24 protein-coding genes and 1 riboswitch are annotated in these 18,478 nt (G+C 41.2%); of the genes, 18 read left to right on the top strand and 6 right to left on the bottom strand.

Going from position 1 to position 18,478, the window contains the following annotated elements; all coding sequences use genetic code 11:
- Positions 1 to 111: 111 nt before the first annotated feature.
- Positions 112 to 600, bottom strand: a complete 489-nt coding sequence (locus ACR65H_RS12725; RefSeq protein WP_440500692.1) for a hypothetical protein — start codon at positions 598 to 600, stop codon at positions 112 to 114.
- Positions 597 to 953 carry a hypothetical protein gene (locus tag ACR65H_RS12720; RefSeq protein WP_440500691.1) on the bottom strand — a complete coding sequence of 119 codons (357 nt, stop codon included), beginning with the start codon at positions 951 to 953 and terminating at the stop codon, positions 597 to 599. The genes ACR65H_RS12725 and ACR65H_RS12720 overlap by 4 nt, the downstream gene beginning before the upstream one ends.
- A 171-nt stretch (positions 954 to 1,124) precedes the next feature.
- Between ACR65H_RS12720 and rpmG the strand changes: the two genes are divergently transcribed.
- From rpmG to ACR65H_RS12695, 5 genes are all read left to right on the top strand, one after another.
- On the top strand, positions 1,125 to 1,274 hold the full coding sequence (rpmG, locus tag ACR65H_RS12715; protein WP_067403526.1) for a 50S ribosomal protein L33: 150 nt from the start codon (positions 1,125 to 1,127) through the stop codon (positions 1,272 to 1,274).
- Positions 1,275 to 1,336: 62 nt separating this feature from the next.
- Positions 1,337 to 1,918, top strand: coding sequence for a 5-formyltetrahydrofolate cyclo-ligase (locus ACR65H_RS12710; protein WP_440500689.1), 582 nt, complete (start codon positions 1,337 to 1,339; stop codon positions 1,916 to 1,918).
- On the top strand, positions 1,915 to 2,109 hold the full coding sequence (locus ACR65H_RS12705; protein ID WP_440500687.1) for a YqgQ family protein: 195 nt from the start codon (positions 1,915 to 1,917) through the stop codon (positions 2,107 to 2,109). Before ACR65H_RS12710 ends, ACR65H_RS12705 begins: the two co-directional genes overlap by 4 nt.
- 142 nt (positions 2,110 to 2,251) lie before the next feature.
- Entirely contained in the window at positions 2,252 to 4,120 is a 1,869-nt protein-coding gene (locus tag ACR65H_RS12700; RefSeq protein ID WP_440500686.1) for an LTA synthase family protein, read from the top strand.
- A 91-nt stretch (positions 4,121 to 4,211) separates the two neighbouring features.
- Complete coding sequence (locus ACR65H_RS12695) at positions 4,212 to 5,312, top strand: YqgU-like beta propeller domain-containing protein (protein ID WP_440500707.1); 1,101 nt, start codon at positions 4,212 to 4,214, stop codon at positions 5,310 to 5,312.
- A 52-nt stretch (positions 5,313 to 5,364) separates the two neighbouring features.
- On the opposite strand, the gene ACR65H_RS12690 is transcribed toward ACR65H_RS12695, so the two are convergent.
- A complete protein-coding gene (locus tag ACR65H_RS12690; protein ID WP_440500685.1) occupies positions 5,365 to 5,544 on the bottom strand; it encodes a DUF2759 domain-containing protein in 180 nt (59 codons plus the stop codon).
- Positions 5,545 to 5,704: 160 nt separating this feature from the next.
- Here ACR65H_RS12690 and ACR65H_RS12685 point away from each other — a divergent pair, with 160 nt between their 5' ends.
- A complete protein-coding gene (locus ACR65H_RS12685) occupies positions 5,705 to 6,343 on the top strand; it encodes an MBL fold metallo-hydrolase (RefSeq protein ID WP_440500683.1) in 639 nt (212 codons plus the stop codon).
- Between the two features lie 42 nt (positions 6,344 to 6,385).
- Here ACR65H_RS12685 and ACR65H_RS12680 read toward each other — a convergent pair whose 3' ends face one another.
- Positions 6,386 to 6,628 carry a DUF2626 family protein gene (locus ACR65H_RS12680; RefSeq protein ID WP_440500681.1) on the bottom strand — a complete coding sequence of 81 codons (243 nt, stop codon included), beginning with the start codon at positions 6,626 to 6,628 and terminating at the stop codon, positions 6,386 to 6,388.
- A gap of 296 nt (positions 6,629 to 6,924) precedes the next feature.
- Here ACR65H_RS12680 and comGA point away from each other — a divergent pair, with 296 nt between their 5' ends.
- The 11 genes from comGA to gcvPB all read left to right on the top strand — a co-directional run bounded on the left by comGA (position 6,925) and on the right by gcvPB (position 15,687).
- Entirely contained in the window at positions 6,925 to 7,929 is a 1,005-nt protein-coding gene (gene comGA / locus ACR65H_RS12675; protein WP_440500680.1) for a competence type IV pilus ATPase ComGA, read from the top strand.
- Positions 7,922 to 8,977 carry a competence type IV pilus assembly protein ComGB gene (gene comGB / locus ACR65H_RS12670; RefSeq protein WP_440500679.1) on the top strand — a complete coding sequence of 352 codons (1,056 nt, stop codon included), beginning with the start codon at positions 7,922 to 7,924 and terminating at the stop codon, positions 8,975 to 8,977. Before comGA ends, comGB begins: the two co-directional genes overlap by 8 nt.
- Before the next feature lie 14 nt (positions 8,978 to 8,991).
- A complete protein-coding gene (gene comGC / locus ACR65H_RS12665; RefSeq protein WP_440500678.1) occupies positions 8,992 to 9,312 on the top strand; it encodes a competence type IV pilus major pilin ComGC in 321 nt (106 codons plus the stop codon).
- Positions 9,299 to 9,742 carry a prepilin-type N-terminal cleavage/methylation domain-containing protein gene (locus ACR65H_RS12660; protein ID WP_440500677.1) on the top strand — a complete coding sequence of 148 codons (444 nt, stop codon included), beginning with the start codon at positions 9,299 to 9,301 and terminating at the stop codon, positions 9,740 to 9,742. The genes comGC and ACR65H_RS12660 overlap by 14 nt, the downstream gene beginning before the upstream one ends.
- Positions 9,732 to 10,034, top strand: coding sequence for a hypothetical protein (locus tag ACR65H_RS12655; protein ID WP_440500676.1), 303 nt, complete (start codon positions 9,732 to 9,734; stop codon positions 10,032 to 10,034). The genes ACR65H_RS12660 and ACR65H_RS12655 overlap by 11 nt, the downstream gene beginning before the upstream one ends.
- Positions 10,019 to 10,468 (top strand): competence type IV pilus minor pilin ComGF, encoded by a 450-nt coding sequence (comGF, locus tag ACR65H_RS12650; protein WP_440500674.1) that lies wholly within the window; start codon positions 10,019 to 10,021, stop codon positions 10,466 to 10,468. The genes ACR65H_RS12655 and comGF overlap by 16 nt, the downstream gene beginning before the upstream one ends.
- Complete coding sequence (locus ACR65H_RS12645; protein WP_440500673.1) at positions 10,449 to 10,628, top strand: hypothetical protein; 180 nt, start codon at positions 10,449 to 10,451, stop codon at positions 10,626 to 10,628. The genes comGF and ACR65H_RS12645 overlap by 20 nt, the downstream gene beginning before the upstream one ends.
- A 3-nt stretch (positions 10,629 to 10,631) precedes the next feature.
- Positions 10,632 to 11,141 carry a shikimate kinase gene (locus tag ACR65H_RS12640; RefSeq protein ID WP_440500671.1) on the top strand — a complete coding sequence of 170 codons (510 nt, stop codon included), beginning with the start codon at positions 10,632 to 10,634 and terminating at the stop codon, positions 11,139 to 11,141.
- A gap of 188 nt (positions 11,142 to 11,329) precedes the next feature.
- Positions 11,330 to 11,422, top strand: a riboswitch (glycine riboswitch).
- A gap of 318 nt (positions 11,423 to 11,740) precedes the next feature.
- Positions 11,741 to 12,844, top strand: coding sequence for a glycine cleavage system aminomethyltransferase GcvT (gene gcvT / locus ACR65H_RS12635; RefSeq protein WP_440500670.1), 1,104 nt, complete (start codon positions 11,741 to 11,743; stop codon positions 12,842 to 12,844).
- Positions 12,845 to 12,869: 25 nt separating this feature from the next.
- A complete protein-coding gene (gene gcvPA, locus ACR65H_RS12630; protein ID WP_440500668.1) occupies positions 12,870 to 14,216 on the top strand; it encodes an aminomethyl-transferring glycine dehydrogenase subunit GcvPA in 1,347 nt (448 codons plus the stop codon).
- Positions 14,209 to 15,687: an aminomethyl-transferring glycine dehydrogenase subunit GcvPB gene (gcvPB, locus tag ACR65H_RS12625; RefSeq protein WP_440500667.1), complete on the top strand. Its 1,479-nt coding sequence runs from the start codon at positions 14,209 to 14,211 to the stop codon at positions 15,685 to 15,687. The genes gcvPA and gcvPB overlap by 8 nt, the downstream gene beginning before the upstream one ends.
- A 54-nt stretch (positions 15,688 to 15,741) precedes the next feature.
- On the opposite strand, the gene ACR65H_RS12620 is transcribed toward gcvPB, so the two are convergent.
- Together ACR65H_RS12620 and ACR65H_RS12615 are read right to left on the bottom strand one after the other, a co-directional pair.
- The gene (locus ACR65H_RS12620) at positions 15,742 to 17,010 is read right to left on the bottom strand and encodes an AAA family ATPase (protein ID WP_440500666.1); all 1,269 of its coding nucleotides are present in this window, start codon (positions 17,008 to 17,010) and stop codon (positions 15,742 to 15,744) included.
- A 69-nt stretch (positions 17,011 to 17,079) separates the two neighbouring features.
- On the bottom strand, positions 17,080 to 17,397 hold the full coding sequence (locus tag ACR65H_RS12615) for a rhodanese-like domain-containing protein (protein WP_440500705.1): 318 nt from the start codon (positions 17,395 to 17,397) through the stop codon (positions 17,080 to 17,082).
- 133 nt (positions 17,398 to 17,530) lie between these two features.
- Here ACR65H_RS12615 and ACR65H_RS12610 point away from each other — a divergent pair, with 133 nt between their 5' ends.
- Positions 17,531 to 18,400: a lipoate--protein ligase family protein gene (locus tag ACR65H_RS12610; RefSeq protein WP_440500665.1), complete on the top strand. Its 870-nt coding sequence runs from the start codon at positions 17,531 to 17,533 to the stop codon at positions 18,398 to 18,400.
- The last annotated feature ends 78 nt before the right edge of the window (positions 18,401 to 18,478 follow it).

Raw genomic sequence — 18,478 nt, 5'->3', positions numbered from 1 at the left:
AAATCATCTGTATATTTAACCATAATAAAACACCCCAAAAGTTAGATTTTCAACTCTAACTTTTGGGGTGCACTTCACCGCTGGAAAATCGGTGAAGGGCAGCTTTTTTGTTTATTTCGTATTTGTAATAATGCGTGCAATCATGTCAAGGTCCATTGTAGTGTCAACTTCGTGCACGCCAATTTGAATGCGGCCCGCCAAGCCATTATTAATCAAATACTGTTCCAATTCCTTGGCGTTGTCGATAATCCCTGCCTGCTCAAGGTTATGAGCTACAGATTTTGATGTCGACCCAGCTTCGATCGTCAAGATTACTTTAGTAATCGGCTTTGAATTTGTTTCGCCATTTGGGTTCGATTCTGTCTTTTCCTTACCATTATTCGAGTCTTGGCTGTCAGTACTCCCCGATTTAGGGGAAGATAATGTTTGGGCGACAGCTAACTCTTGTTTTACCTTATCTAACTCAGCTTGCAGCTCGTCCAACTGGATTTTGTACTTTTCGGGATCAGCTTGCTCAATGTCAGTGCTCGTGAAATAGATAATTCCTCCTGCAATAATGCAGCCTATTCCTGCTCCTCTTAGAATATCCTTTATCATCATAAGGATACCCCCCGGGATTTCAGTACGTCGATGACTTCCTCGTTTGATAGGGAAGAGCGTTTCGCTATTTCTGGAATTGAATAACCTTGTGCTTTTAAGGAGAGGATTTGATTAATAATGATTTCGTGTACTGGTTTCGTTTTCCGACGCTGTTCATTTGTGACCGGTCCAACACTAATCATTAATTCCTCTTCAATTGCTTTCAAACGTTTTTTCAATTGATTTGTTTCCTGATGGAGGCTGATTGAAATGTTTTCAATCTCCTCTTCATTTTTACGCCTTGAATTTCCGATGAAGAATGAAAGGATGATGCAAATAATACCTATGCCTAGTAAAATTAGTTCAATATCCAATATGGTACAACCTCCGGGAATAGATTACTTTGTTCCCATCGTATCATATGCATCTTCTGAATGTAATTTGAAACTTTCTTCTTTACATAACCGTGTGATATGATACAATTGAAAAGTCGTATAAATCATGCTCATATTAATTTATATTGCCAATGAGTGGGAGGGACAACAATGCGCGTAAATATTACACTTGCTTGCACAGAATGTGGAGAGCGTAATTATATTTCAAAGAAAAACAAGCGTAACAATCCGGAACGTCTTGAAATGAAAAAATATTGCTCACGTGAAAAGAAACAAACTTTGCACCGTGAAACGAAATAATCGCTCATGCCAAAACTCTTCGCGGGTTTTGGTTTTTTATTTCAGAATGGGGGAATACTTGAATGAGTAAATTGTCCAAACGAAAACAGATGATAACAATCATGAAAGATATGAATCATTCTGAACATGCAAGTCTGTCTGCAGCGATTTTGGAACGGCTTCATGCGTGTGAAGAATACACGTTGGCTCAGACGATAGGAGTTACAATCTCGCGCTTTCCGGAAGTGGATACAATTGCGTTGATTGAATCCGCTTGGAGTCTAGGGAAACGTATTGCTGTGCCGAAATGTAAACCCGATACGAGGGAAATGGATTTTAGACTTATCAATTCATTCGATGATCTTGAAACTATTTATATGGATTTAAAGGAACCAGTTGTCGAACGGACGATTTCCGTTGACAAACACCAAATCGACCTCCAAATTGTGCCTGGCGTCGTATTTTCCGATGAAGGGTTCAGGATAGGTTTTGGTGGAGGATATTATGATCGCTATTTGACTAACTATAATGGCAACCGGATATCTTTAGCTTTAGATATTCAAACTTCAAAAGAAGTACCTATTGAAGAACATGATATTCCAGTCAATAAGATTATTACTGAGAAAAGAGTCATACAATGTCGGGAAATACGTGATGCCAAATGAGGGGATTCTTAGATGTCCTGCAACTTCTTAAACGTTTCGGCATTTTTATATATACAGGGAATCAAAAAACAGATATCGAAATGATGATGTCTGAATTGAAAGAGCTATACGAAAATGGCTTGATTATGCAAGAAGATTACTTACCTGCCCTGCTTATATTAAAAAGTGAGTTGGGCAAGAGGACTGATTAGAGTGATCCTCAAATCATTTTCCTTCACAATTTTTTTGCAGAAAATGAAACTTTTTTATCTCTCATCCGTCTATTAAGTAGTGCATGTACAGATGATGGGGTGCATTTACAATTGAGGTTTCAATTTGAAAGGAAGATAAAGTATGAAAAGAGTAACTTGGCCCAAGCATTCCGTACTCGTCATTGCAATTATCGCAACTTGGCTAACAACGTATATAGGTTATATCACTAGCTTTAATATGAAGATCGATAATATGATGCAGGAATTCATTCTGTTCATGAACCCACTCAGTTTTTTATTATTCATATACGGTCTGGCCTTATTCATGAAGAGTACGAAACGTCGTAACATCTATATATTTTCAGTCAGTTTAATAACGTCAATTATTATGTTCAGCAACGCGGTATTTTATCGATTTTTTAGTGATTTCATCACATTGCCGGTCTTATTCCAAACAAGTAATTTTGGCGATTTGTCGTCTTCCATTGGTGCGAACATCCGTCCATGGGATATTTTATTCTTCACCGATGTCATTATCATTGCATTGGCTATAAAATTTATTCCTGCGGCGGAAAGTTCTGTAAGCCAACGAAGCATTGGGCGTAAGCTGTATTTCGTTGTAGCTGCAACAGTATTGATGGTCAATTTAGGATTATCCGAAGCGCAGCGTCCGCAGTTGCTCACACGAAGCTTTGATAGGGAATTGCTCGTGAAAAATATCGGGACATACAATTATCATATTTATGACTTGTTCATCCAATCGAAAACGCATGCCCAACGCGCGCTTGCCGATGGCAGTGAACTAACCGAGGTAGCCAACTATATTAATGCGAATTATGCAGAGCCGGATCCAAAAATGTTCGGAGTTGCGGAGGGACGTAACGTAATCTTCGTTTCGTTGGAATCCTTGCAAAACTTCGTTATCAACAATGAGATGAACGGCCATGAAATTACGCCATTCCTCAATGAGTTGACAAATGATCCAGATACATTTTATTTCGATAACTTCTATCACCAAACTGGGTTGGGAAAAACTTCTGACTCGGAATTCATTATGGAAAACTCACTATACGGCCGAAATGGCGGGGCTGTCTTTTTCACAAACAGTGGAAATACGTTCAACTCCATGTCGGAAAGACTGGGCGAGAATGGATATTTCACGAGTGTCATGCACGCTAACAACAAAAGTTTCTGGAACCGGGATATTATGTACCAAGCTCTAGGTATAGAGAAATTTTATGATGTTGAAAGTTATGAGATCGGAGAAGGGCAAGCGGTCAACTGGGGAATGAAAGATATTCCGTTTTTTGAGCAGTCCGTGGAATTAATGAAAACTATGCCTCAACCGTTTTCAACAAGAATGATTACATTAACGAACCACCATCCATTTGATTTGGATGAAGAAGATATGATCATTCCGCCTTATGATTCCAATTCGAAAACATTGAACAAGTATTTCCAAACAGTCCGTTATATGGATGAGGCCGTTAAAATCTTCTTCGAAGACTTAAAGAATAGCGGTTTATATGACAATTCTATAATTGTCATGTACGGGGACCACTATGGTATTTCGGAAAACCACAACAAGGCGATGGGCATGTATTTGGATAAAGAAATTACTCCATTTGATAATGTCGAATTGCAAAAAGTACCGATGTTCATTCACATTCCTGGTTATGGAAAAGGAAAAACGATTGACGAGCTTTCCGGCCAATTGGATATTAGACCAACTGTCCTGCATTTGCTAGGCATCAGTACGAAAGAAGACATGCAAATGGGCGCAGACATATTCTCTCCGGATCATGAACCGTTTGTTATTTTCAGGGACGGACGTTTAGTTACCGAAGACTATATTTACGCTCACGAAGCTTGCTATGATATCGAAACTGGAGAAGCAACCGATTCTCAAGCGTGTGAACCGTATATTGACCGGGCGACAACGGAACTTGGCTATTCTGATTTGATTATTAATGGAGACTTGCTAAGATTTACAGATAAAGAAGAAGAATAAGCCTATATTGGCGAAAACGACTAAGTTCTGCACGGGTTCGTTTACCGTGCAGAATTTTTTTGAAAGAAAGATGGAAGGAGGGGATTGCGTGATGAAAAGAATGACAGGTTGGCTTTTGCTGTTCTTGATAATGATGTTTGGCTGTTCGGAGAAAAGTGAACCGCCGGCAGTAGAACCTAATATGGAAGAACCTTCCGATGTTGTCGAGGAGTCTGTTGAGTCGCCAACTCCCCAAGTTTTTGAAGCGGATCCTTCCAGCTTTCATTTCATAGCGGATTGGCTTACTGATACTCAAATTCTTTATGTTGTGAAAAATAACGGTGTTTACAAAGTGAATTATTTTGACATCGAAACGGGAGAAACTGGGCTGGTATATGAGGATTCGTCATTCATTATTGATGTCCTTGTACACCCTTCCAGCGATTATTTATTAGTACATACGAGCGATCATCCAAACTCTGCTGTCATTAAAATCGTTGAAATGGACGGGACGGTTGAGCATGAAGTGGAAATCGATTCGACGGAGCTATCGATTGAATGGAATCGTGAAAATCCAAAGAAAATATTATTTACTGCTTTCCATGAAGATTGGTCTTTTGATCTCTTTGCATTTGATGGAAGTGATGATAGTCTTTCCCTTGTCGAATTGGATGATCCATTTCCAAAGTGGGCTAATGATAATAAGATTTTCAGCATGTTGTTGGAAGACCATCCGCTCGACGGTGGAGATATACAGATGTTTCATTTAGATACTGAGAAAGTTGAGACAACCGGAATTGGAAATGCGGTTTATTTTGATGTGTTTGATGATGCTATCGGTATTGTACAGACAATTGACTCGGATGCGTTTACATATACGATCAGGAACTTTGACGGTGAGGTAAAGTCGGAATGGAAGTTGCCGGCGGTCAGTAATTATTCGGAGTGGGTAGTCCCTGCAATTGAATGGCTTGATGAGAATCGGTTGATTCTAAAAGGGGCGGAAAAGAGCGGCCAACTGGATGAATTGGGTGCAAAGTTTAATTTGTATCGTTTTGAAAAAGGAAGTCCCGAGCTACTAGTAAAAGGGTTGGATGAGGGACCGTTAAAATGTTCTCCTTCTGGACAATATTGTTTAAACGGCTATACGTCAGAAGAGCTTATTGACATGAGAGCGAAAGAAATATTTGAGTGGATTGAATTTGATAACTAAAAAACATCCTCTGCATTGAAATGCAGAGGATGTTTTTAAAAACAAGTACTAATCAATGAAGAGTAGGTGGGTAGCCTTGGAAGACAATCGTCGCGATTGTAAAACCGCCGAAAATAACGGCAGCTCCAAGATTGAACAAAATGCTCAGTACATTACGCTCTTTGAAAGCTTGTACAGTACCGATAACAGCGAAGATTGCAACGAGTCCGAAAATAACCATTAAGATGTTCATGTAGAAGACACTCCTTTCAATAGAGAAAAAATGAATGCCGAATTAGCAATATTCCTCTTCTATTGTACTGTTTGCCCAACATTTTGTCGAGGTTTATAAGTGACGATTGTTTGAAATCCGATTGTAAGTTCATTACTATCAAAAGTAGGAGGTGTGAAAAATGTTAGAAATACGTACATATCCACTTGGTCCGATTCAGACGAATTGCTATTTACTACTCAATGATAAGGGGGAGTGTTTAGTTGTCGATCCAGGAGAAGAAGGAGACCGGGTGATAAAAGAAATCGTAAAATTGAATGTTAAACCGCTTGCCATTCTATTGACACACGCGCATTTCGATCATATTGGAGCGGTTGATCAAGTAAGAAGTCATTTTGGCATCCCCGTTCATATTCACGAAGCGGAACAGGAGTGGCTTGTGAATCCCGACTTAAATGGTTCTTCTAGATATCCAGGTTTGCCTCTTGTGAAAAATGAAGCCGCTGATCATTTTCTTAGGGAAGGCGAATTGCAAATTGGTTCATTTCACTTGGAAGTTCGTCATACACCGGGGCATTCGCCGGGCAGTGTATCATTCATTTTCACTGATGCGGAGGTAGCTATTGTAGGGGATACGCTTTTTAAGGAAAGCATAGGAAGGACGGATCTTCCTGGAGGAGATACGAAGACGTTGCTTCAATCTATTCATGAGAAGTTATTGACTTTGAATGATGATTTCGTTGTCTATCCTGGTCACGGCCCTTCGACAACTCCTGCAGAAGAAAAAGATATGAATCCGTTTTTAAATGGCTTCTCATAAGAAGAAAAAACAGCCACATTGGCTGTTTTTTCTTTCGGACGATTAGTGACCTGCACCTGGTACGTGAATAAATGTCGCATAATAGCTGAATCCTACCATGAAAATCATTAGGTAAGCTCCAAACATGTACATATACATACGCTCTGTAAGATTCAAATATCCAAGCAACAGGAAGAAAATAGTGCTCGCGATCATGATAACGGAAGCTGTCATCATGTCACCGACGAAGAACATTACAGCGAAAATGCCAGTCCAAAAACCGCATAGCTTGAACATGTTATCCATAAGTGCGTCCCTCCTTAACATAAAACAATACAATGATCTCCTATTCATTATAATGGATAGTAACTCGAAAAGTAAACTCCTATCAAGTTGACATTGTGACAAATACATGTTGAACAAACACATTTGAACTTCACAAAATTCATTTTTAGACCGAAAAGGCAATGTAAAATTCAAAATTGATGCGATAATGGCGCTTAAAAATTGAATTCACATAGAACTATTCCTTTTTCGATTTGTTCAACGTATACTCGTTTTAAGGTGAAAAGCGGTCTTTCACCGTGAAAGAGGGGTGCTCAATGGAAAATCGTGACAATATCGTTGAGAAAAAGTGTTTTGACCTTTTGGAGCGAGCGATTGCCAATGAGGCGACAGACATCCACTTCGTTCCAATGCACGATCATTATGATATTTCTTTTAAAAAGAATTCAAAACTGGAACGGTCCGGCACATTTCCCCCACAGTTAGCCGCCCGTATGATCTCCTTTTTCAAATTTCTTTCCTCGTTAGATATTAGTGATAAACGAAAACCACAAAGCGGTTCATTTCACAAAAAAATGCAAAACGAAAACTATTCGTTCCGCGTTTCAACTATTCCCTCTATCCAAATGAAAGAAAGTGTAGTCATCCGTATTCAAAGGCATGACCAAATTGTTCCACTTGATGAGCTCTGCATCGATCCTATTTGGGAAAAGCAGCTTCGGCGTGCTGCCGAAGAACAGCAAGGATTAATTCTGCTGACCGGTCCAACAGGGAGTGGAAAAACGACGACTATCTATTCCCTTACTGCACATTGCGTCAATCATCAAAGGCATGTGATCACTCTTGAGGATCCTGTCGAAAACAATCATTCGCATCTTCTGCAAATACAAGTGAATGAACGATCCGGCATGACATATGCGGCAGGGCTGAAAGCGATTTTAAGACATTCTCCTGACGTTATTATGATCGGTGAGATAAGAGATGCCGAAACTGCAAGGACTGCTGTGGCGGCAGCGTTGACAGGCCACTTAGTATTGTCGACCGTCCATTCAAAAGATCCTGAGGGATGCTTTTATAGAATGATGGATTTTGGAATCACTCCCGAAGAACTGAGGCAAACAATCGTTTGCATATCTGCACAGCGTCTCATCCGAAAAAAAGATGGAGATGTTGGCGCGGTATTTGAAATTGTTCAAGGCGATTTATTAGATGCGATGGCAGATGGGATTATTTCAGGGAAACGTGTAACTGTACCAAAAGAAATGACAATCGAAGCAGTCATGAAAAAATACAGCTTGAATAAAGGGATGTCCCATGGTTAAGGAAAGAAAACGGTTATTCACTCGAACTTCGTATAGCATTGAAAACCGTCCTGCGTTTTTAAGTAGGCTTTCGGTTCTTATGCAAGAAGGCTATACATTCCATGATGGACTGATACTCCTAATGCCACATCATTCAAAGCATTTCAATGAACTGCTAGAACAAATAGAAATGGATTTTAAGGCGGGGCTTGGAGTGTCGGATATTCTTAGGAGACTCGGGTTTTCTTCAAGTGTTTTGCTACCTGTCATCATCGCAGATGTGAACGGAAGATTGGCGGATGCATTAATGGGAATGGCGGATAGAATGAAGCGATCGGAAGAAAGAAGAAGAAAGCTGCGAAATCTCTTACTCTATCCTTTCGTGCTTTTTTCGTTTTTAGCTATCTTTCTATTAGTTTTTCGAAGCTATTTCCTTCCTAATTTACAAGCGATGGTAGTGGCGAGGAATGAGGAGGCAGCCGGTATCGTTTCCCTGCTTCCTATACTCGTTTCGAGAATCCCTGATGTATTGATTGGAAGCGGCGCTTTCTTTATCGCAACAGCGGCAAGTGGTATATTCATTTACCGTAGATTGCCGTCAGAAAGAAGAATCCGTTTCCTTATGACCATTCCTGTTATTAAATCATTATTTTCGAAATTGATAACTCGTGACTTTGTAAGCGAAATCGGCAGTCTTCTTCAGTCGGGACTATCTATTCAAGATGCCCTTCAAGTGTTGGTGGAGCAAAAATTGAATCCGCTGCTAAGTGAAGTCGCTTTGTCGATTAAAAGACATGTCATATACGGTGAAAGTTTCGAAATGGCCACTCAATTGACGGTTGGCCTTCGCAAGGAGTTAAGCGCGTATGCGAAGCATGGATCCGATACAGGACATCTGGCAAAGGAACTTCTACTGTTCGGTGAAAACCTTCATGAAATGATTGAAGAGGATTTAGGAAAGTGGCTTGCGTTGCTACAGCCTATCTTATTTATAATTTTATCAATTTGCATTTTGGCGTCTTATTTAGCTTTATTGCTGCCGGTTTACAGCGTGATTGATAATTTATGAGGAGGAGAAAGGTATTGAAAGCGGTTAAGGAAGAAGATGGTTTCACGTTGATCGAAATGATGATCGTGTTACTTATTATTTCTGTATTAGTATTGATTGCCATACCGAATGTGACTAAACATTCGAAGGCGATTGATGAAAAGGGGTGCCAAGCTTTTGTCAAAATGGCACAAGGTCAGGTAGAAGCATATAAGATGGAGCATCATACAGTTCCAACAATTGATATGTTGACAGAAGAAGACTATTTGCCGGAAGGTGCAAAATGTCCTGATGGCTCTGATATTTCAATAGAAGATGGAATTGTAAGAGCACTTAACAATAATGAAGGCGAATAATGACAAGGGGTTCACTTTTCTCGAAATGCTTCTTGTGTTGAGTGTGGTCGGCATTCTGTCAGCTGTCATCCTGCCTATTGGGGATCGTTGGATTACAAAACAGAGCGAAGAAGAAGCTTTGTATACATTCATTGCGACTATTCATCATGCACAAGCCTATGCAAAGGCAAACGAAACGTATACGGCAATCAAGTTCCGCAACTCAGGGAGATCCTATAGTTTATATGCACCTATTTCGGTGACATATTCCACCATTGATTTTCCTGGCTATATGCATTGGGTGAGTGGCGGGAATAGAATTAGCACGGTAGAATTTCATCCGAACGGACATATTATCAATCCTGGGACAATCATTCTGCGAACTTCGACTGGGGACAAGCGATTAACATTGCAATTACAGTATGGGAGGGTGCTCGTCTATGACGAATGAAAAAGGGTATTCTTGGCCGGAGTCGATTTTATCCCTCGTCATATTGACAGTCATTTTCGGGACGCTGTTGCCGCTTTATTCACATGCGTCTACGCGTTTAGAAATGAAAAAGTTGGGCATGCATGCAGCAGAATCCGCTTATCACGGTGCTATACTCTATCAGGCATACGGTCTGATAGCGGGGGAAAATCATATAGATAAAACAATATACCGATGGTCAGTACAGGGAGAAGGAATTTGTGTAAGTTATCAATTCATTGAACGGGAATTCGAAAAATGCATAGGGATCTGAAAAAACGTAATGAGGCGGGTTATTCTTTTCTAGAAGCCTTGTTTCAATTAGTGATCATGGGAATCTTTCTCCAGTTTGTCGTCCTGTTCTTTTATTGGAAAACTCCAATAGAGCGTCAATTGCAAGATTATTACGCGACCGAATGGGAAATGTTTGCAATCGATTTGCAAGCATTGCTAGTTAATGTTGAAGATTTTAAAGTTCTAATGGGAGATCGGTCGATTTCGTTCACGAACGAAAGAGGGAAAATTGAAGTTGGTCAAAATAATTATGTCATCCGCAAACGGACGAATTTAACAGGACATATTCCTCTTTTCACAAATGTCTCAAGCGTGGTTTTTACCGAAGACGGACATGAGCTCAGCGTTGAAGTGACAATGCTTGACGGAAGTAAGAGGGAAAGGAGATTTGCAATTGGATTTCGTCAGGAATGAAAAAGGGATCACTTTAGCCGCTTCGTTAATTTTACTATTTCTCGTCAGCCTCTTTCTCTTTACTATCATTTCATGGCATACTAATCTATACAGAACATTCGATTCAATTGAAATCCACTATGAGAAAGAAACAACAAAGTTGATGAGGCAAGGCGGGTAAAATATGAAAAGAGTATACTTGGTCGGTTTCATGGGAAGCGGAAAAAGCGCAATTGGCAAGCGGCTTGGGACGCTGCTGGATTTGCCTTTTTATGATATGGATACTGAAATTGCCACACGGACAGGCATGACAATCCCTCAAATTTTCGAAACATATGGCGAAGAAGGGTTCAGGGAAATGGAAACGGAATTCTTGCGCAACTTCTCTGACGAGTTTTGTATCATTGCTACCGGTGGTGGTGTTGCTATGAGGGCGGAAAACAGGAAGATTATGAGAATGACAGGTCTTGTCTTTTATTTGAATTCCACATTCCGTGATATATGGCGTAGGATTTCGACTGATATAAACAGGCCGATTGTTCAGCGTTCTTCTAGACATGAATTGGAGAGGCTTTTTCACAATAGAAAGCCCCTTTATTTGCAATGTGCCCATTTTAAAGTCGAAACAACAAACAGGACGTTAAGTGAAATTACACAGTATATTGCTTCCCAGATTACGAGATTGAAAAACTGATGACATAGTGCTGAAATATCTGATGATTTAAATACGAACATTATTTGTCATTTAAGAAGATATGGTTCGTAAAATGAATAATACTTGAAAAAGGATTGCGCTTGCAAAAATGAAATGTTAAGATATAAGGCGAAAGGGCAGTTATTTGTCCGAATTTTAATCATTTTATTTTTAATTGCATATGGCGGATGATTGGATGGGGAGAGCACGCATTAGGCGTCGCCGAAGGAGCAAGTAACGAAAGTTATGAATCTCTCAGGCAAAAAGACTCATTCATGACGCGTCTCTGGAGAGTGCCGATTTAGTCGGCCACCAAAGAGGAAAGCCGCAAGGTCAAACTTTCAGGTACACGGACAGAGGTTCTCTTATTCAAGGGGACTTCTGTCTTTTTTTATCCCGCATTAACTGGCTGTAAGGCACCCCTTTCAAAAAATAAGTGGTTGAAAACAGCCAGTAAATGCCCGATTGGATCGGGCTTGCAGGATGCAAGTCACAAAGGCATTGCAACAGGACGTTGCGTACTTAGCCTTTGTTCATCTGATCAGTGGGGAAAATGCCGCTGATTGAAGTTTTACTTTATCATTCATTTCAAGGGGGATATGGCTTTGACGGAAACTTTGAAACGTACCGCACTCTTCGATAGTTATCAACAGTACGGTGGAAAGACGATTGATTTCGGAGGTTGGGAATTGCCAGTTCAGTTTTCAAGCATTAAAGCTGAACATGAAGCTGTCAGAACGAAAGCTGGCCTATTTGATGTTTCGCATATGGGTGAGGTTTTTGTTTCAGGTGAAGACGCACTTTCTTTCCTGCAAGGATTAGTTACAAATGATGTTTCTAAATTGAAGGATGGCCAAGCGCAATATACCGCAATGTGCTATGAGAATGGCGGTACGGTAGATGACCTGCTCATCTATAAAAGAAAAGAAAATAATTACCTGTTAGTTGTTAACGCCTCCAACATTGAAAAGGATGTTGAATGGATGAAACAGCATGCAAACGGAGATGTCATCATCGAGGATCGTTCAGACGAATTTGGTTTACTTGCATTGCAAGGTCCAAAAGCACAAGAGGTATTGCAAAAATTGACTTCCGAACCATTGGATGAAATCAAGTTTTTCCGTTTCAAAGATAATGTCGATATTGCAGGCCATCAGGTCCTCGTTTCCCGTACGGGATATACCGGTGAAGACGGGTTCGAGATTTACGGATCGCCGCAGTCAATCGTCGCTCTTTGGCCGGCCATTTTGGAAGCCGGAGAAGAGGAAGGGGTTGTGCCAGCAGGTTTAGGGGCTCGTGATACTCTTCGTTTTGAAGCAGGCTTACCGCTTTACGGTCAGGAGTTGTCGAAAGATATCTCGCCGCTGGAAGCAGGGCTGGGATTCGTGGTGAAGCTGAATAAAGAAGAGGATTTCGTAGGGAAAGAAGTACTTGCAGCACAAAAGGAAAATGGCCTTTCAAGGAAGCTTGTCGGTCTTGAAATGATTGATAAAGGAATTCCACGGACTGGTTATAAAGTGTTTATTGGTGAAGAAGAAATTGGTGAAGTCACTACTGGAACGCAATCTCCTACGTTGAAAAAGAACATCGGTTTTGCACTTCTTGCAACGGAACATACGGCAGAAGGAACTAATGTGGAAGTAGAAATCCGCGGGAAACGATTGAAGGCAGTACTGATTGCAACACCTTTCTATAAACGATAAATGAATGAAGAGGAGACATGTTGACATGAAGCATCGTTATATTCCTATGACGGAAACAGATCGTGAAGAAATGCTATCGGCGATCGGAATTGCGACGGTTGATGAACTATTTGAAGATATTCCCGAAAAAGTGCGTTTTAAAGGCGAATTAAATATTAAACCAGCGAAATCGGAAACTGCATTGACGAAGGAGCTTGCGCAACTTGCAGCAAAAAACGCGGATGCGCGTACATATGCCTCTTTCCTTGGAGCGGGTGTGTATGATCATTACAAACCGATCATCGTTGATCATGTCATTTCGCGTTCTGAATTTTATACAGCCTATACACCTTACCAACCAGAAATTTCGCAAGGGGAATTGCAAGCGATTTTCGAATTTCAAACGATGATCTGTGAATTGACAGGAATGGACATAGCCAACTCATCCATGTACGACGGTGGCACTGCATTAGCGGAGGCAGGGACTATGGCAGCAGGTCATACACGCCGCACCAAAATCCTCGTATCTGAAACGGTTCATCCGGAAGCGCGAGATGTAGTGGCGTCTTATGCAGCAGGTCAATTTATCGACGTTGTCACAATCCCCCAGAAAGATGGTGTGACGGATGTAGCTTCGCTCGAGCAATTGCTCGATGATAATACAGCAGCAGTTATCGTTCAATATCCGAATTTCTTCGGTCAGGTGGAAGACATCCAAAAAATCGGAGAAATCACACATGATAAAGGCGGTTTGCTAGTCGTTTCAGCAAATCCGCTAGCCCTAGGTATATTGACGCCACCTGGCAAATTGGGTGCGGATATCACTGTTGGAGATGCGCAACCGTTCGGTATATCGGAACAGTTCGGCGGACCACATTGCGGATATTTTGCAACTACGAAAAAGTTAATGAGAAAAATGCCGGGAAGATTGGTAGGGGAAACTACCGATGGCGAAGGCAGACGTGGTTACGTTCTGACGCTTCAAGCACGTGAACAACATATCCGTCGTGACAAAGCGACTTCCAATATTTGTTCGAACCAAGCATTAAATGCCCTCGCTGCTTCGGTTGCGATGACAGCTTTAGGAAAAGTTGGCACAAAGGAAATTGCTTACCAAAATATCGCCAAAACTGCTTATGCGAAAAATGCATTCGAAAAAGCAGGGTTCGAAGTGAAATTTGGCGGAGTGCATTTCAATGAAATAGTTGTGGAGCTTAAAAAGCCGGTTAAAGAAGTGAATGCGAAGCTTCTTGATAAAGGAATCATTGGCGGATATGATCTTGGATTGACATATCCTGAGCTATCCAACCATGTATTGATTGCCGTTACTGAACAGCGTACGAAAGAAGAAATCGATGCACTTGTGCAGGAAATGGAGGCTAGCCATGCATAAAGATAACCAACCGCTCATTTTTGAAATTACAAAGGCAGGCAGGATCGGCTATAGCTTGCCTGATCTCGATGTTCCCGAAATCGATCTTTCAAGCCATTTGCCGGAAGGTCTTCTCAGAGAGGAATCTCCTGAGCTTCCTGAAGTTTCCGAGCTTGATATTATGCGCCATTATACAGCACTATCCAATCGAAACCATGGGGTTGACACCGGCTTCTATCCCCTTGGATCCTGTACGATGAAGTATAATCCAAAAATCAATGAAGCGGTTGCTAGATTCCCGGGATTTGCGAACATCCATCCGTTACAAGATGAATCGACTGTCCAAGGTGCAATGGAAATCATGTATGATCTTCAAGAACATCTGTCCGAGATTACAGGAATGGATGAAGTGACACTTCAACCGGCTGCAGGTGCACACGGAGAATGGACGGCCCTCATGATGATCCGTGCATTCCATGAAGCGAATGGCGAATCTCACCGTACGAAAGTGCTTGTGCCAGATTCCGCGCACGGTACAAACCCTGCTTCTGCTACAGTTGCTGGCTTTGATACAGTTACTGTTAAGTCGAATGAATTAGGTCTTGTCGATATCGATGATTTGAAATCGAAAGTTGGACCGGATACAGCTGCCCTCATGCTTACGAATCCGAATACACTAGGTCTCTTTGAAGAAGAAATTCTTGAAATGGCTGAGATTGTACACGGTGTAGGCGGAAAATTGTACTATGACGGTGCGAACTTGAATGCCGTCATGGCAAAAGCAAGACCAGGAGACATGGGCTTCGATGCGGTCCACTTGAACTTGCATAAGACGTTCACAGGTCCTCATGGCGGCGGCGGTCCAGGTTCAGGTCCTGTCGGAGTTACGAAGGAATTGGCTCCATTCTTGCCGAAGCCGATCCTTGTAAAAGAGGATGATCGTTATACATTCGAATATGATGTGCCTCAAACAATCGGACGCGTCAAGCCGTTCTATGGCAACTTCGGCATCTATTTACGTGCGTACACATATATCCGTTCCATGGGTCCGGATGGCTTAAAAGCTGTTACGGAGAATGCGGTACTAAATGCAAACTATATGATGCGCAAACTGGAACCTTATTTCGACCTGCCTTACAAGCAGCACTGTAAGCATGAGTTCGTATTATCAGGCCGTCGCCAGAAGAAATTGGGCGTCCGGACATTGGATATGGCGAAGCGCCTGCTCGACTTCGGTTTCCATCCGCCAACAATCTACTTCCCGTTAAATGTTGAAGAGGCTATCATGATCGAGCCTACGGAAACTGAATCGAAGGAAACTCTTGATTCTTTCATTGATGTTATGATCCAAATCGCAAAGGAAGCTGAAGAGAATCCGGAAATCGTACAAGAAGCGCCTCATACGACGGTTATCAATCGTCTTGATGAGACGAAAGCAGCACGCCAACCGGTACTTCGATATACTAAAGAGGAAGATCTTGTAAAGGCGTAATACGATATAAATGAAGGAGAGTCCCGGATTGGGACTCTCCTTTTTTTAGTTTAATTATGAAAAACCGATGGAACCATTTTGTTCCCAGTCACCTTTTGTCGATCGGCGATGTTGTTTTTGAAGCTCTTCGATTCTGCGCTCATAGACAATTTCTCCGTCGTAATGATATCCCATCGCTACTGACATATATAATTCGTTTAATTGAGAAATGGACAATCCCTTTGTTTTGGCAGCCATTTCATCGAGTTGGTCATCATTGAAAAGCTCCTTAATATCAAGTTGTTTTAAATAAGCTCTCCTCATTTCCAAGTTTGGAGACGGTATTTCATAAGTGCTGTCAAAGCGTCCAGCTCGATTGATTAGCGCAGGGTCAATCCGTTCAGGGTAATTGGTCGTCCCGATGACGAAAAGACCATCTCGTACCCGTGCACCGTCTAACGTATTCAAAAAAGTGCTGCGTGTATGCTCGGGCATCGAGTCGATATCTTCGATGACAAGGATAGCTGGTGCCATCCTTGCGACTGTGTTGAATACTTCTTCAACAGAATAGCTGCCCGTATGCTCTGTAATTTGCCAGTAAATTACCGGAGCTGTCGTGGTACCGGTGATGGAACGGACGAGCGTTGTTTTTCCGTTTCCTGGGGCGCCATGCAATAAAATACCTCGCTTATAAGGAAGCCCATATTCTTTGTAAAAGGTTCCATCGTTATTAAAAAACTCATCGACAGAACGATAAATATCTTTTTTTATCGTATCTTCGAGAAAAACATCATCTCTATCGACTGTATATTCATGTTCGAAACTCTTCTTAGTTACACCACTCTCAGTATCAACCAAATAAGTGATCGTCTGTTTCATTTGTTCCCGCTGCAAGGTGTTCACAGACTCTATGAAGTGAAGCGCTTTTTCAGAGGAGGGTGAGAATATATGGTGTTCCGGCCAAGTTGAACCGCTATCAACATAATAGACCATTTGTGTAAAGGCGATTTCGTATTCCGGAAAATAGAACAGCTGATTTTCTATAGTTTCGGAAACGCGCAATTCAAATAATCGATCTGATTCCGTCTTCTCCACTTTCCCGGATGGCCGTGTGCCATAAAGATAACCGATTGATTCGAATTGTAATTTTCCTTTTTTCATTAAGTCATCAATGACAGATGCCGCGTGCGAAATAAGTTCTTCGGCTTGGATGATTTTCCAATGCTGTTCATTTCGATTGTTTAATGTATCAATGATTTTCCTGATGATGAAAGCGTAATTTTCATAATTGGAATGAGTATTGTTAAATATCTCATCTACTGGCAATAAAGTTGGTTTATCCATAAAGGGCTCCTATTCATGTTGATATAGAAAAAGTTCCTCCAAAGGAAGAACTTAATCTTAAGCTTATTGTTATTTACTTTTCACTTTTCCTGTCCAAGTACGGAATCCACCTTGCAATTGGTACAATTGAGTATAGTCCCGTTTTTTCAAAAATAAAGCAGCTCTGGAGCTCTTTCCGCCATTTTGATCGTAAAGATAGACTGGCTTGTCCGGACGGATTTCTTTAAAACGTTGACGGAATTGAGAGTATGGAATGTTACGAGCGCCTAATATGTGTCCCGCTTCAAATTCCTTCGGTTCACGCACATCGATCAATTGCACTTTTCTATAACCTTCGATAAATTGCTCTTGTGTTAAATTTGTAACAGCCTTTTTGACGCGAAACATTGTAATAACAAAATACAAAATGATCGCGAGTATTACCGCTCCAAGAATAATATAATCCACAACCGATTTTCCCCTTTCTTTCTATAGTTCCATTATAAAGAATGGGTAGCACTTGTTCAATGGGAATGATAAAATGATATGCATTGCAAGTAAGGGGGTAGATGATTTGGGGAAAACAGTTTGGAGTTTTCTTAATTCAGGCAAATGCTCACCATCATATAATATGGCGCTAGATGAAGCGTTGTTGGAATGGCATAGCAGGGGGGAAATTGGTCCCGTGCTGCGTTTTTATGAATGGGAGCCGGCAACATTATCGATCGGTTATTTTCAACGTGTTGAAAAAGAAATCGATTTGGATGCTGTTAAGAAGAACGGACTTGGATTCGTACGCCGTCCGACTGGTGGAAGAGGCGTCCTGCACGAACACGAACTTACATATAGCGTTATCGTAACAGAAGAATACCCTGGAATGCCGGAAACTGTCACAGAGGCTTATCGGGTCATTTCCGGTGGTCTATTAGAAGGTTTCCGAAACCTTGGCCTGCATGCCGAATTCTCTTTGCCGGCGACGAAGGAACAAAATGATAATTTGAGAAGGCCGAAAAGCGCTGTTTGTTTCGATGCGCCAAGCTGGTATGAACTTGTTGTTGAAGGCAAAAAGGTTGCTGGCAGTGCTCAAACCCGTCAAAAAGGCGTCATTTTGCAGCATGGAGCTATTCTGTTAAGTTTGGAAGAAGATAAGTTGGTATCTTTGTTCAAGTTTGATTCTGAAGAAAGCAGAGAGCGTATGCGTCAAAGTTTGCCTGAAAAAGCAGTCGCTATTGATCGGTTGACAGATCGGGATATCTCCATGGAAGAATGCGTCAAAGCATTCGCCAAAGGGTTCGAAACAGCTTTGGATATCGTTCTTATGCCAATGGAACTAACGGAAGAACAACAACTTTTTGTAAAAGAGATCGAAGAGAAAAAATATGCGAATAAAGACTGGACGTTTAGAAAGTAGCATATGGACCTTTTGTTCTATTTTTTAATGAAAATCATGTTAGTAAAGCCGTTTGGGTAAATATGTAAAAATCTATGT

The organism is Sporosarcina sp. SAFN-015, assembly GCF_059415085.1.
Note: the sequence above shows the minus strand (reverse complement) of the source record. Positions and strands in the feature narration are given on the sequence as shown.